The 14,077-nt window shown below is 65.8% G+C and carries 10 protein-coding genes; 6 read left to right on the top strand and 4 right to left on the bottom strand.

Annotation, left to right across the window (positions count from 1 at the left end; translation table 11 throughout):
* Positions 1-151: 151 nt before the first annotated feature.
* From acuI to MTR62_RS17120, 3 genes are all read right to left on the bottom strand, one after another.
* Positions 152-1,135 carry an acrylyl-CoA reductase (NADPH) gene (acuI, locus tag MTR62_RS17130; RefSeq protein WP_244023191.1) on the bottom strand — a complete coding sequence of 328 codons (984 nt, stop codon included), beginning with the start codon at positions 1,133-1,135 and terminating at the stop codon, positions 152-154.
* Positions 1,136-1,148: 13 nt separating this feature from the next.
* Entirely contained in the window at positions 1,149-1,679 is a 531-nt protein-coding gene (locus MTR62_RS17125; RefSeq protein WP_244023189.1) for a TetR/AcrR family transcriptional regulator, read from the bottom strand.
* A gap of 327 nt (positions 1,680-2,006) precedes the next feature.
* Positions 2,007-2,792, bottom strand: a complete 786-nt coding sequence (locus tag MTR62_RS17120; protein WP_244023187.1) for an SDR family NAD(P)-dependent oxidoreductase — start codon at positions 2,790-2,792, stop codon at positions 2,007-2,009.
* A 334-nt stretch (positions 2,793-3,126) separates the two neighbouring features.
* Here MTR62_RS17120 and MTR62_RS17115 point away from each other — a divergent pair, with 334 nt between their 5' ends.
* Positions 3,127-4,752: an FAD-dependent monooxygenase gene (locus MTR62_RS17115; RefSeq protein ID WP_244023185.1), complete on the top strand. Its 1,626-nt coding sequence runs from the start codon at positions 3,127-3,129 to the stop codon at positions 4,750-4,752.
* Between the two features lie 227 nt (positions 4,753-4,979).
* On the opposite strand, the gene MTR62_RS17110 is transcribed toward MTR62_RS17115, so the two are convergent.
* Positions 4,980-5,603, bottom strand: coding sequence for a TetR/AcrR family transcriptional regulator (locus MTR62_RS17110; protein WP_244023183.1), 624 nt, complete (start codon positions 5,601-5,603; stop codon positions 4,980-4,982).
* A 104-nt stretch (positions 5,604-5,707) separates the two neighbouring features.
* Here MTR62_RS17110 and MTR62_RS17105 point away from each other — a divergent pair, with 104 nt between their 5' ends.
* The 5 genes from MTR62_RS17105 (at position 5,708) to galA (ending at position 14,009) form a co-directional block, all read left to right on the top strand.
* Positions 5,708-7,162: an efflux transporter outer membrane subunit gene (locus MTR62_RS17105; RefSeq protein ID WP_244023181.1), complete on the top strand. Its 1,455-nt coding sequence runs from the start codon at positions 5,708-5,710 to the stop codon at positions 7,160-7,162.
* Positions 7,159-8,325 carry an HlyD family secretion protein gene (locus tag MTR62_RS17100; protein WP_244023179.1) on the top strand — a complete coding sequence of 389 codons (1,167 nt, stop codon included), beginning with the start codon at positions 7,159-7,161 and terminating at the stop codon, positions 8,323-8,325. Before MTR62_RS17105 ends, MTR62_RS17100 begins: the two co-directional genes overlap by 4 nt.
* Before the next feature lie 23 nt (positions 8,326-8,348).
* Entirely contained in the window at positions 8,349-9,899 is a 1,551-nt protein-coding gene (locus MTR62_RS17095; protein WP_244023177.1) for a DHA2 family efflux MFS transporter permease subunit, read from the top strand.
* Positions 9,900-10,115: 216 nt separating this feature from the next.
* Positions 10,116-10,994, top strand: coding sequence for an alpha/beta hydrolase (locus MTR62_RS17090; RefSeq protein WP_244023175.1), 879 nt, complete (start codon positions 10,116-10,118; stop codon positions 10,992-10,994).
* A 228-nt stretch (positions 10,995-11,222) separates the two neighbouring features.
* Complete coding sequence (gene galA, locus MTR62_RS17085) at positions 11,223-14,009, top strand: beta-galactosidase GalA (RefSeq protein ID WP_244023173.1); 2,787 nt, start codon at positions 11,223-11,225, stop codon at positions 14,007-14,009.
* Positions 14,010-14,077 lie beyond the last annotated feature (68 nt).

Here is a 14,077-nt window from a genome sequence, read left to right as displayed (position 1 = left end):
CGTAATCAAAATGCCTGAAAAGGCATTTTTCAAACGGTCTCTAAGCCGCCATCCGGGCTGGAGCCGGGGCATGATGTCTTCATTCTGCGGCGGGATACGGCGGAACGCGAACGCGCCGTTCCCTGCGATGGCGCAAGGGGCCGCCACGCATTCAGTCCGGGCAGATCGGAACCAGTATCCGGCCGCGCACGGCTCCATCGAGGAAGGCGGGAGCGGTCTCAATCACCTCCTCCAACGGGACTTCGCGGATCATGGATTCCAGCAGCGCCTGGTCCAGTTCGCGCGCGAGGTTTTGCCAAGCCCTTCGGCGGCGCGGCTGTGGGCACATCACACTGTCCACTCCGGCCAGGGTAACGCCGCGCAGGATGAAGGGCGCAACCGAGGTCGGCAGGTCCATACCGCCGGCCAGGCCGCAGGCCGCGACCGTACCCCCATAGCGGGTCATGGAAAGCAGGTTTGCCAGTACCGTACCTCCGACCACATCCACGCCGCCAGCCCAGCGTTCATTACCCAGTGGCCGGATCTTACCGGTCAGTTCCGTCCGCTCGACGATCGCTTTGGCGCCCAGTCTGCGCAGATATTCGGCTTCCTCGACGCGACCGGTAACCGCCGCTACTTCAAAACCGCGCTGCGCCAGCAAATGGACAGCCACGCTGCCTACGCCACCGGTGGCTCCGGTGACCACGATCTCCCCCTGTTCGGGCGCGACGCCATTCTCTTCCAGCGCCATCACGCACAACATCGCAGTATAGCCCGCCGTGCCAATTGCCATGGCCTGGCGAAGACTGATCCCGTCGGGCAGAGGGACAAGCCATTCGCCTTTGAGATGCGCGCGTTCAGCCAGTCCACCCCAATGCTTTTCACCGACGCCAAAGCCGTTGTGGACGACCCGATCGCCCACCGCGAAATCGGGGTGGCGGCTAGCGCTGACAATTCCCGAAAGATCGATTCCGGGCACCATAGGGAAGCGCCGCACGACGGGTGCCGCGCCGGTGATGGCGAGCGCGTCCTTGTAGTTCAAGGTGGAGTAATGAATATCTACCGCAACTTCGCCATCGCCAAGGGGCGGCAGGCTCGTGGTGCCCAGCGTGCAGGTCAGGCTGTCGTTGCTGTTCTCGAGGATGATGGCCTTCATGGCGGGGTCTCCGTTAGCGGGTGATGAGGGTGAGGAAGCTGTCGGCGAAGTCGGAAAGCGGCGTGCCGCTGCGTTGAAGTTTCGCGCGCATCACGGCGCCTTCCCAGCCCGTCCAGAAGTGGTGAGCCAGAATTTCCGGATCGAGCGGTTCGTGGATTTCGCCCCGTTGTTTGGCGGTGTTAAGGCATCGGGCCGTCATCGTTTCCCAAACCCCAAGCTCTTGCTCCAGAAGGTCTCGGAAAGCGCTGGGTAATGAGCCGACTTCTTGCGAGAGATTGCCGATAAGGCACCCTCGCCGATACTCGTGACGAGCCATGCTGATGCGGGCGTCTTGCGTGAACGCCATGAGGCAATCGAGCGGTGAAAGGTCGTCGCGATCTAGAAAACGCGAGAGGCGCCGTTGGAAGTAAGCCCCGTAGCTCCGGATCAGTTCAATCCCAAAGTCCGCTTTGCTGGTGAAGTGATGATAGAAGCTGCCCTTCGTGAGGTTCGCCGCGGCGGCGACGGCTTCGACGGAGATCGTCGCGTAGCCCTTTTGCGTCATGTGTATCAGCCCGGCCCTTATCATGGCCTGGCGAGCAGCCTGATCATCGGGAGCTTGGCGCGGGCGGCCGCGCGGCCTGGAGGACGGTGGACTGTCGGGTGAACGTGCCATGTGAATTAGCATACCGATGGGTATGCTAAAAACAATGGTACTCGCGCGCCATGTTGAATTTAATAGGGGTCTATGGGCGCCGCTCTTGCACTGCGAGGGGCGCTCACAAAAGCGGGGTGTGGCGGTGTAATCCCAAGGCGCCAAGATGCTGACACGTCACGCCCTGGATTGGCTGGAGCACCGCACGGGCCTACGCAAGACCCGATGGGGCAACTCTCATCGCGCCTTGGCATAACGTGGCGCGGGCTGCGCGCCGGAGAGGTCGGGATAGAGACGCTCGCGCGCGCGGACAAAGGCTTCGTAAGCGGCCATGTCGGGAAGGGCGGGGATCGTCACGCTCTCGCCCATGTCAAGTCCGGCCAGCGCGGCGTCGACCATTACCTCGGCTTCCATGACGCGGGCCGCAGGCAGACGTGCCAGCTGCGCCTCGCTCCATAGCGCGGTGCGCGTGATGCCAGGTAGAACGGCCTGGACGGCGACGCCGCATGGTCCCAGTTCGGCTTGGAGTGCCTGGGAAAAGGCCAGGACAAAGGCTTTTGTCGCGGGATAGAGTGCCGTCAGCCCCTGAGGGATCAGCGCGGTCACCGATGCGATGTTGATGATTGTTCCGCTTCCCGTCCTGGCAAGGCGCGACGCGATGGCCGCGCTCAGAAGCGTCACGGCGCGCACGTTGAGGTCTATCATCCGCGCCAGATTGCCTGCGTCAGCATCGCGGATACCACCGTCGTTGGCGATCCCGGCGTTGTTGACGAGGCCGCCGATAGCGCTGTCCGAGCGAAGGCGCTGTTCAATGCGGTTGAGATCGTTCGGGCAGGCAAGGTCGGCCGCAAGGCATTCGATCGACACCCCGGCCTGTGCCTGCAACCTGTCGGCAAGTGCGCGCAGCCGGTCGAGGCGGCGCGCGACGAGAACGAGATCGTGGCCTCTGTGCGCGAGGCGATCGGCATAGACTGCGCCAATCCCTGCGGATGCGCCGGTGACAAGATACGTCGTTTTCGGCATGGCGTGACTCGCGGCAGGGGGTGTTGGTCTGTGTGATCGCGCGAGGGCGCAGGCGGGCGCAATCGGTGCCGGAACGCGATGGACCTCCGCAGCGCTGTAACCGGGTTACCATAAGCCTCGTTGCTGCGGAAGAATACCGAAAAATTGCATGAAAGTAGCAGGTTGTGGCGCCTTTGCGTGCTCGTCCCCGGCCCGACGCGGGGGCAGGCGCACGGGGGCAGGCGCACGGGGGATGAGCGGGCGTGGAGCCGGAAAATATGTGCATGCTGCACATATTTATTGACGTGCATGCGTTGTTCGAAATATATGCATAGTACACATAAAGGAGCAATTCATGCCTGATGAAACCACACTCGACGTCCTGATCAGCGGGGCCGGTGCGGCTGGGCTCACCCTGGCGATAGAACTGGCACGCCGCGGCGTGTCCTTCCGTCTCATCGACCGCCTGGCCACCCCCTTCCACGGCTCGCGGGGCAAGGGCATCCAGCCGCGTACGCTCGAGGTTTTCGAGGACATGGGCGTGGTGGATCGCCTCGTCGCCGCGGGCGGCCCCTATCCGATCCAGCGCCACTACGGCGCCGACGGGACCTTTCGCGATTCGCCTTCGACTGACAGCGGCGCACCCACGCCGCAGGAGCCCTATCGTGAGACCCTGATGGTCCCGCAGTTTCTCACCGAAGGCGTACTGCGCGATCGGCTGGCCGAACTGGGGCATCGCCCGCACTACGCCAGCGAACTGACCGGCTTCACCCAGGACGCGAACGGCGTCAGCATTCGGGTTACAAACCCGGCCGGCACGCAGACCTTGCGCGCGCGCTGGCTGGTGGGGGGCGACGGTGGGCGCAGTTTCGTGCGTCACGAACTGGGCACCGCCTTTCCCGGCAAGACGCTGGGCGTGCGGGCCATTGTCGCGGACGTAACGCTCAGCGGCCTCTCGCGCGAGGTATGGCACCGCTACGCAGAAGGCGACATGGAACACCAGGTGGCGATCTGCCCACTGGCCGGAACCGACCTGTTCCAGATTCAGGGGCCGATCCCGTCCGAGGGTGAGATTGACCTGTCCGCCGAGGGGCTGACCCGGCTGCTGGCGGAGCGAACCGGGCGGGCCGATATCGTTGTCGATACGGTGTCCTGGGCGTCGGCCTACGTGATGAACGCGAGGCTGGCGGAGCGCTATCGCACCGGGCGGGTTTTCCTGATGGGCGATGCCGCGCACATCCATCCGCCGACCGGCGGGCAGGGGCTCAACACCAGCGTCCAGGATGCCTACAACCTGGGCTGGAAGCTTGCTGCGGTGCTGCGCGGCGCGCCCGATGCGCTGCTCGACAGTTATGATCGCGAACGCAGGCCCGTCGCGGCGGACATGCTTGGCCTCGCGACGGGGCTGCTGGCCGCGATGAAGCAGGGCGACACGCGCCGCGGGCGCGACGTGCAACAACTCGACATCGGTTACTTCGGCGCCTCCCCCGCGTTGCTTGCCTCGGAGCGCGGCGGTCCCTTACGCGCCGGTGACAGAGCTCCCGACGCGTGTTTGCGCGGCGCCGGCGGCCAGATGCGGCGGCTGTTCGATCTTTACCGCGGCAGCCACTGGACCTTGCTTGCGTTCGAAACCGATGCGGTGCCGCTGCCCGTTCGGGAGGGATTGCATATCCATGCGATCGGCCCGGGTCGCGAACTGAGCGAGGAAGGCGACACGATCCGGCAGGGCTATGGCCTGGATCCGGGCGATTGCGTTCTGGTGCGCCCCGACGGCTACGTGGCGGCCATCGTCGCGCCGGATCAGCGAGCGCAACTGGAGCGGTTTCTTGGTGAGGTCGGTTTGAGCGCGGCNGGCTATGGCCTGGATCCGGGCGATTGCGTTCTGGTGCGCCCCGACGGCTACGTGGCGGCCATCGTCGCGCCGGATCAGCGAGCGCAACTGGAGCGGTTTCTTGGTGAGGTCGGTTTGAGCGCGGCCTGAGAGCCCGTTTGAAAATTCGCGAAATGCGAATTTTGCGGCACCAGCCCACTCCCCCACCCGATCACCCATTGCCAGTATCCTGCGGGTGGTCGGGTGGGGAGTGGGCTTCTGCCGTAATCAAAATGCCTGAAAAGGCATTTTTCAAACGGTCTCTGAGCCCTGGTGGTTCGATTCCGACATTTGAGCGCGCCCCGTCCGACAGGGTGTCGCATGTCCGGATCGACCGCCTAAGGGGCGGTTCGTCCGGGCTCAGCACTATCCGTTCCGTAGGCGCGCAGAAGAGCGTCTACGGCCGTGCGGGCGGCCTCGCCGAGGTCGAGATCGCTTCGGGCGCCCCACAGCAGCGGTTCGAGCAGATCCGCTTCCAGCATTCCCTTGAAGTGGCGCACGATGATCTGGGGGGCGATCGGGCGCAGCAACTGCCTGGCCTGTAGCTGGACAATATATTGATGCACTTCGCCCCAGGCGCGCCGCGGACCGTGTTCGTAAAGCGCAGCGCCTAGCTTGCCGTTGCCGCCTTCCGAAATCGCGGTGCGGGTGATGGCCAGCGTGTCGGCGCGGGTAATCAGCGTGAGGAAGGCCTCGCCGAAGCGGTACAGCACCGCCGCGACATCGTCGTCGGAAGGATCGAGCATGGCGATGATCGCCTGGCCGCTTTCCTCGATCGCATCAAGCATCGACGCCGCGAAAAGATCATCCTTCGATTTGAAATAGTTGTAGAGCGTTGCCTTGGACCCTCCGACGCGCGTGGCGATCTCGGCCATGCTGGCGCGTTCGTACCCCACTTCGCGGAACAGCTCGGTGGCGACGGCCACGATAGCTTCGCGCCGGGCGTCTGTCTTCACTCGCATGGACAACCTCTGATTTAACTGAACCGCCGTGTACACTTTTCGCTTGACGGTGCCAAGAGGGCTCAATACTGAACTGTACAGTTTAGTTATGTGCGGAGTCGTTGATGATCTCGTTACGTCGGCAAGGCTGGCGGCAAGGGGCCGCGCCGGTCGCTCTTTGCGCGGTATTGCTTTTGGGAGGCTGTGCGCTGCCCCCGCCCAAGGCCGATCTGCCCACGCCCGCCGGGGCCGAGGCGTACGCCAGCGCGCAGAGCCTCGCCGGGGAGCAGGGGGCATGGCCCTCGGACGGGTGGTGGCAGGCCTATGGCGACAGCCAGCTCGATGGCCTGATCCACGAAGGCCTGACCGGCGCCACGAACCTGCGCGTCGCGCAGGCGCGTTACGAACAGGCCCGCGCCGCAGCCGGAATGGCGCGCAGCCGCCTGCTACCCTCGGTTAGTGCAGACGCGCAGGGCGGCGTGCTCCAGCAAAGTGACAATTACCAGTTCCCCGAAGGCTTCGCGCCGCGTGGCTGGCCCGATTACGGGCAGGCCTCCCTTGGCCTTCAGTGGGAGATCGACTTCTGGGGCAAGAATCGCGCCGCGTTGGCCGCGGCCAAGTCGGATGCGCTTGCCGCGGGCGCGGAAGCTGCGGCAGCGCGTCTGGCGGTGTCGACAGGCATCGCCAGCGCCTATGCCGATCTTGCCGAGCTTTTTGCGGAGCGCGATGCGGCAAGCGATGCGGTGGCCGTGCGCCGCAAGACCCATGACCTCATGCAAGGGCGAAACCGCGAGGGCCTTGAAAACCAGGGGGCGGTGCAAAGGGCGGCCTCTGCGCTGGCCAGCGCGCAAGGTGAACTGGCCGCGCTCGACGAGGCCATCGGGCTCACGCGGGACCGGATCGCCGCGCTGATGGGCGCGGGGCCCGATCGTGGCCTGACCATTGCCCGGCCCTCACTGCAATTCGCCCGGAGCCAGGGGCTGCCGGAGGATATTCCCGCCGGGCTGCTCGGGCGCAGGCCCGACATCATCGCGGCGCGCCTGCGCGCGCAAGCCTCGGCCAGTCGGATAGAGCAGGCCCACGCGGCTTTCTATCCCAGCGTCAATCTCAGCGCGCTCGTCGGGATGCAGGCGCTGGGCATCGACAACGTGTTCAAGTCGGGATCGGATTTTGGATCGGCAGCTCCCGCCCTAACCCTGCCGATCCTCGACGGCGGCCGCCTGCGCGCACGATATCGCGGGGCAGAATCAGAATATAAGGCCGCCGTCGCCCAATACGATGGCACACTCGTGCAGGCTTTGCACGAGGTTGCCGATGCCGCCACAAGCCAGCGGGCGCTGACGGGTAGGATCGCCCACGCCCAAGCCGCCGAGACGGCGGCGAGCGCTGCGTGGAGGGTTGCCAACAACCGCTATCGTGGCGGCCTTGCGACCTATCTCGACGTGCTGGCCGCCGAAGACGCGCTGATCGCCGCACGGCGTACCGCGGCCGCCCTGCAGACCCGTGCCTTCAGCCTCGACGTCGCGCTTGTCCGCGCGCTCGGCGGCGGTTTTCGTTCCGAAAGGACCCTTCAGCCATGACCACTACAACGCGCGTCATCGAACATGACGTCATCACCACCACCGAGACCGAGAGCGAGCAGGAGGAAAGCGCCCGCAAGGGGCAGCGCAAGTCCCTGTTCGCGGCGCTGGCCTGCGGGGTGTTACTGGCTGCGGGCGGCTATTTCGCCTACGATCATTTCGTGGCCTCGCGCCATGTCGAGACCGATAACGCCTACGTCGGCGCGAACACCGCGCAAGTGACCCCGCTGGTCGGGGGGCCGGTGCGCGATGTCCTGGTCGACGATACGCAGCGGGTCAAACGCGGCGATGTCCTCGTCCGGCTTGACGATACCGATGCCAAGCTCGCCTATGCACGCGCGCAGGCGCAATTCGCGACGGCGCGCCGCAAGGTGGAGGGCCTGATGGCCACCGATCGCGGGCTGGCCGCGCAGATCGCCTCGCGCACGGCCGACCAGATGCGGGCGAAGGCACAACTGGTTGCTGCACGCAGTGATCTCGACAAGGCTAAGATCGACCTCCAGCGGCGCGAGGCGTTGATGTCCTCGGGTTCGGTGTCGGGCGACGAACTGACCATTGCGCGCAACGCTCTGGCCACGGCCCAGGCCAATCTCGCGGCCGCGCGGGCGACCGATGCGCAAATGTCGGCCAACCGCGATACCGCGATTGGTGATCGCGACGCCAGCCAGGCGCTGATCGCGCGCACGACGGTAGAGACCAATCCCGAAGTGCTGGCCGCGCGCGCCGAACTCGATCAGGCGCGTGTCAACCTGGAGCGCACCGTCATCCGGGCGCCGGTAGACGGTATCGTCTCGCGCCGTCAGGTGCAGGTCGGCCAGCGGGTCCAGCCCGGCCAGACGCTGATGGTCGTCGTACCGCTTCAGGCCGCCTACGTCGATGCCAATTTCAAGGAAGTCCAGCTGGCAAAGGTGCGACCGGGCCAGACGGTCACGCTGGTCTCGGATCTCTATGGCGACGCGGTGCGCTACAAGGGGCGGGTAGTCGGCTTTTCGGGCGGGACCGGCGCGGCCTTCGCGGTAGTTCCCGCGCAGAACGCGACTGGCAACTGGATCAAGGTCGTCCAGCGCCTGCCGGTGCGTATCGCGCTCGACCCCAAGCAGCTCGCCGAGCACCCGCTGCAGGTCGGATTGTCGATGACAGCCGACATCGACCTGTCCAACTAGGCGTTCCGGAAAAGGCGACTCGCATGGCCCGTTCCCTCTCATCCCACACAACAGCAGGGGCCGCCGCCCCGCTGACCGGGGGATTGCTCTTCATGGCCGCGATCGCCATTGGCCTGGGCAATTTCCTGGTGGTTCTCGACACCACCATCGCCAATGTTTCGGTGCCCACGATCGCGGGGGCTCTGGGGGTTTCCTCGACACAGGGGACCTGGGTCATCACGTCCTATGCGGTGGCCGAGGCGATTACCGTACCGCTGACCGGCTGGCTGGCCAAGCGGTTCGGGGCGCAGCGGGTGTTCATCACATGCTACCTCGCCTTCGCGGTGGTCTCGCTGCTGTGCGGCCTGGCCACGTCGCTCGGGACGTTGATTGCGGGGCGCGTCCTGCTGGGTTTGTTCGGTGGACCGATCATGCCGCTCTCGCAAATGCTGCTGTTGCGTATCTTCCCGCCCAAAAAGGCGACCGTGGCCACGGTGATCTGGGCGATGACGACACTGATCGGTCCGGTTGCGGGGCCGATCCTGGGCGGTATCATTTGCGATGGCATCGGCTGGTCGTGGATCTTTTTCATCAAGGTCCCGGTGGCCGTGGTGGGTGGCCTTGCGGTTCTCTACTTCCTGCGCGGCCAGCCCGATCCGACGGCGCGGGCGGTGATCGACAAGGTTGGACTGGCGTTGCTGGTGGTATGGGTCGCCGCGCTTCAGATACTGCTCGACGAGGGACGTAATCATGACTGGTTCGCCTCGGCCGAGGTCCGCTGGCTCGCCGCGATCGCGGCGGTCGGGTTCCTCGCCTTCCTGATCTGGGAGCTTACCGAGAAGAACCCGATCGTGGATCTGCACATCTTCCGTCACCGGGGCTTCGTGGCTGCGGCCTCGACGTACGCGGTGGGCTTCGGGGCGTTCTTTGCGGCGATCGTCATCCTTCCACTCTGGCTCCAGCAGAACATGGGCTACACCGCGACCTGGGCTGGCTACGCGACCGGTATCATGGGCATCTTCGCGGTCTTTTCGGCGCCGGGCGTGGGTAAGCTGGTGGAGAAGGTCGATCCGCGCCTGGTCGTCTCGCTCGGGATTGTCGGGCTGGGGCTGACGACCGCCTGGCGCATGGGCTTCAATCCCGAGGTCACCTTCCTGCAGATGGCCTGGCCGACCCTGGCTATGGGCCCGTTCATGGTCATGTTCTTCGTGCCCGTGACCGGACTTGCGATGGCCAGCGTGGCCCCGGACGAGCAGGCCAACGCGGCGGGTCTGTCGAATTTCATGCGCACGCTAGCCGGCGCCTTTGCCACTTCGATCGTCCAGACGGGCTGGTCCAACGCGGCGCGTGAGAACCAGACCGAACTGGCCGGAGCCATGCATTCCGGCCAGGCCGTGCTCGACGCGATGGTCGCCGGCGGCGATTCGCTGCAGGGCGCGACCGCCACGCTAACCCAAATCGTCGAGGGCCAGGGGGTGATGCTGGCGACGCTCAACATGTTTGCGGCGATCACCGTGTGCTTCTTTGTCGCTGCGGCCATCATCTGGATCGCCCCGCGCCCCAAAGGCCCGATCGACACCAGCGGTGCCCACTGAGGCACCGGCACCAGGCCGCACCGATACAGGCTGCGCCGTTCCCGCAGGCCGTTCGTCCCCGCGCTGGGACGGGCGGCCTGTCAATATCGAACGCAGGTGTATTGATTTCTTGTTGTGACTGAATATGATCGCAAACAATCAAGAAGGATCTTCGGATCGAGCTAAAATAGAAAAATAGAGCGAACAGGGGATAGGATGGCCATGCGGCACTCTCATGTGAAAGCCTTATTTTGCGCCCAGGCGCTGCTTGCCCTGGCGCTGCTCGAACCGCGTGCGCACGCTGCGGTGGTCGACGCGCCCAGCGCCGATATCGTTCCCCTCTGGCCACACGGTGCGCCCGATACGCCCGAAGCTTGGAAAGGCCCGGAATTTCGGGGCAACGAATCGATCTCCAACGTGACCGAGCCAACGTTGAGCATTTGGCGGCCCGCGCCCGGCAAGGCCAACGGCACGGCGGTTATCGTGGCCCCCGGGGGCGCCTTCACCGGCCTTGCCTGGAACAAGGAGGGCGCGCCGGTGGCGCAATGGCTCGCCAGTCTGGGTATCACGGCTTTCGTGCTCAAGTACCGTGTGCATCAGGTGCTGCCTTCCGAGCAGCAAAAGGTGGTGTCGCCGGTGCGCTCCGAGCAGACCCAGCATGTCGAGGTCGGTCAGAAGCTGGCGATGGAGGATGGCCTCCAGGCCGTGCGTCTGGTGCGCACCCAGGCCGCGCGCTACGGCATCGATCCGGCGCGGATCGGCTTTCTCGGCTTCTCCGCCGGCGCGATGACCGCGATGAACGTCGTCATGAAGGGCGATGCCGCCGGGCGGCCCGATTTTGTCGCGCCGATATACGGAGCCGCGCCCAAGGTGCCCGTGCCCCAGGATGCCCCGCCGCTGTTCGAGGTCGTGGCGACCGACGATCCGATCATGTTTCCGCGTGCGCTGGGTATCTTCGAGCAGTGGACCGCCGCCGGCAAGTCGGCGGAGTTGCACGTCTACGAAAAGGGCGGACACGGTTTCGGTCTGGGCGATCCAGCCTCGCCGGTCGGCCACTGGCCTGCGGCTTTCGCGGCGTGGATGGCGGATCACGGTTTCCTGCCCCGGACAAAGTAACGGCGGGGCGAAGGCCTCTACGCCTTTCCTGGTGCGCGATCGCACGATGCGGTGGCGGTGAGCTGGCGGTGATGGCCGGCGGAAGTGGATCATCGAATGGTTTTCTCAATCAACGCCGCGCCTTTCGCGATCAGCCGGCGCCGGGCGCTGCAGGGCGCCGTGATGGCCACGAGCGCACTGACGTGGCCCGGCGCCAAGGCGTTGGCGCGGGCAGGCGGGACAGCTGCCGTGTCCACGGCCCATCCGGACGTTACCCCGCCTGACTTTGCGGCCCCGGAAAGCGGCGCGCGCCTTCTCGAGACGGCGTGGCGCTTTCATCGCGGCGATATTCCCATGCCCCAGCTGCGGGGGCACCGCGTGTCCTACGAGGCGACCAAGGCGGGTGGGGCGATCGGTGCGGCGGCGGCGGTCTATGACGACGGCGACTGGCCCTTGGTCGATCTTCCGCATGATTGGGCCGCCGCCTCGGTGCCCGACCCTGCCGAGAACATCGCGCAAGGCTACCGGGCGCGGGGCATCGCCTGGTACCGCCGTGGTTTCCGGCTCGAGGAGAGCCTGCGCGGACGCTACCTGGAGTTGCAGTTCGGCGCGATCGCGACAAAGGCGACGGTCTGGTTCAACGGTATCGAGATGGCGCACAGCTTTTCGGGCTACAGCGCGATCACGCTCGACCTGACCGCCAACGCGTATTTCGGCGAGGCACTCAACAGCCTGGCCGTGCGGGTCGATGCCGAGCAGGCCGAAGGCTGGTGGTACGAGGGCGCGGGGCCCTACCGTCATGTCTGGCTGGTCGATCGGGCACCGGTGCACATCGTGACCGACGGTGTTCACGCCGATCCGCGCCAGAACGCCGACGGCGCCTGGCATGTTCCGGTTGAAGTCACGCTCTATTCGATCGAGGAGCGCGCTGCCCAGGTTCGCGTCGTGGCGCAACTGCTCGATGAGCACGATGCGGTCGTGGCGCAAGGTGCGGTGCTTGTGGAGGTTCCCGTGCTGGAGCGGACCTGCGCGAACTTGACGCTGGAAAATTTCACGCCGCAGCTGTGGTCGCCCGACAGCCCCCGGCTCTACAAGGTTCGAACCTGCGTTGAGCGTGACGGCGCGTGCATCGACGAACGCGTGACGCCTTGCGGCTTTCGCACGCTGCGCTTCGATCCGGCACGCGGGCTGCTTCTCAACGGGGGCGAGGTCAAGCTCAAGGGGGTTTGCGTCCACGAGGGCCACGCCGGGGTTGGCGTCGCGGTGCCCGACGCGCTGATCTGGTGGCGCGTCCTTCGGCTCAAGGCGATGGGGTGCAACGCGCTGCGCTGTGCGCACAATGCGCCGAGCCCAGCCTTGCTCGATGCCTGCGACCGTCTGGGACTGATGGTCATGGACGAGAACCGGTTGTTCAACGTCAGTCCCGACTACATCGCGCAGCTCGAATGGCTTGTCCGACGCGACCGTAACCATCCCAGTGTCATCTTGTGGTCGGTGTTCAACGAAGAGCCGATGGAAGGCACCGCCAACGGCTACGAGATGGTCCGGCGTGCCGCCGCTGCGGTCAAAGCGCTTGACGACAGCCGGCCGGTCACCGCGGCGATGAGCGGCGGGCTGTTCGCACCGGTCAACGTCAGCCAGGCGGTGGACGTGGTCGGCTTCAACTACCACCAGGGCGATTATGACGCCTTCCACCGCGCCCATCCCGACTGGCCGATCACCAGTTCGGAGGACACCAGCGCCTTCATGGTGCGTGGCGAATGGTTCACCGACGAGAAGGCGCACATCAAGTCCAGCGACGATACCGAACACGCGCTTTGGGGAAACAGCCACCGCGGCGCGTGGCAGGAAATCGCCACGCGTCCGTTCGTGGCCGGTTCCTTCGTGTGGACCGGCTTCGACTACTATGGCGAGCCCACCCCCTACACCTGGCCGACCAAGTCGAGCCTGTTTGGCAGCATGGACTTGTGCGGCTTTCCCAAGGCGGCGTTCTACATCCATCAGGCGCAGTGGCTCGATCGCCCCGTCCTCAAGATCCTGCCGCACTGGAACTGGAGCGTGGGCCGGCGCATCAAGGTGCTTGTCGCAACGCGGCTCGACCGCGTGGTGCTTACGCTCAATGGCGCGGTTGTGGCGGACGGGCCGGTCGATCCCTACCAGATGTTCGAGGCGGAGGTGGACTTCGTGCCCGGGCAGCTCGAAGCGGCGGGTTACGCGCAAGGACGGCTCGTCGCGACCGACCGGGTCGAAACCATTGGTGCGCCGGTGCGCTTGCGCCTGAGTGCGGATCGCACCGCCCTGCGTGGGGATGGCGCGGACGCCGTGCCTTGCCGGATCGAGGCGCTCGATGCGAAGGGGCGGGTGGTTCCTAGCGCAGATGCGATGGTTGCACTGGTCGTTGCGGGGGCGCAGTTGATCGGGGTCGGCAATGGCGATCCCAATGCGGGATTTTCCGGCAAGGAGAGCCAGGTGCCTTTGTTCAACGGACTGGGCCAGGCGATTATCCAGACCGAACGCGGTGCGAAGGGGCAGGCGACGCTGATGGCTCGGGCTTCGGGGCTGGCACCGGCCAGGCTGGACTTCGCGGTGGAACCCGCCAGCGTGCCGACCGTCGCGCCCGGCCCCTTGCGCCTGATGATTCAGGGCTGGCGCCAGTCGCCGATCGTGGCCAGCAAGCCGGAACGTCCCGCCAGGCTGGCGGACAACGACATGAACAGCTGGGACAACGTGCGCGCGGGGACGCCGCCGCCATTCTCCGGGGCCAGTGGCTATCAAACGCTGGTCGCCCAGGTCCAGGTGCCCGCATCGGTGACGCGCACGGGCGGCCTGCTGGTCCTGCAGACGGTCAACGGCGCGGGTACCTTGTGGGTCAATGGCGAAGCCCGCGCGGAAAAGTCCTACGTCGAGGCGGGCGGATTGCACACCGCCATCGCACCGGGCCAGACCCGGCTCGACATCGCCCTCATCCTCAGGGTCCTGCCCGATCAGCGCACCGGTCTGCCAGGACTCGTTTTTCTCGAAAGCGAAGCGCCATGACACGAAACAACGGCCCCTGGCCGCAGATCGCGCGCCGCCCGCTGCTCGGTGGCGCGGCGCTGGCGGCG

Origin of the sequence: Novosphingobium organovorum (genome assembly GCF_022832435.1) — a bacterium.
GTDB lineage: Bacteria > Pseudomonadota > Alphaproteobacteria > Sphingomonadales > Sphingomonadaceae > Novosphingobium > Novosphingobium organovorum.
This window is presented reverse-complemented; position numbering and strand designations above follow the sequence as displayed.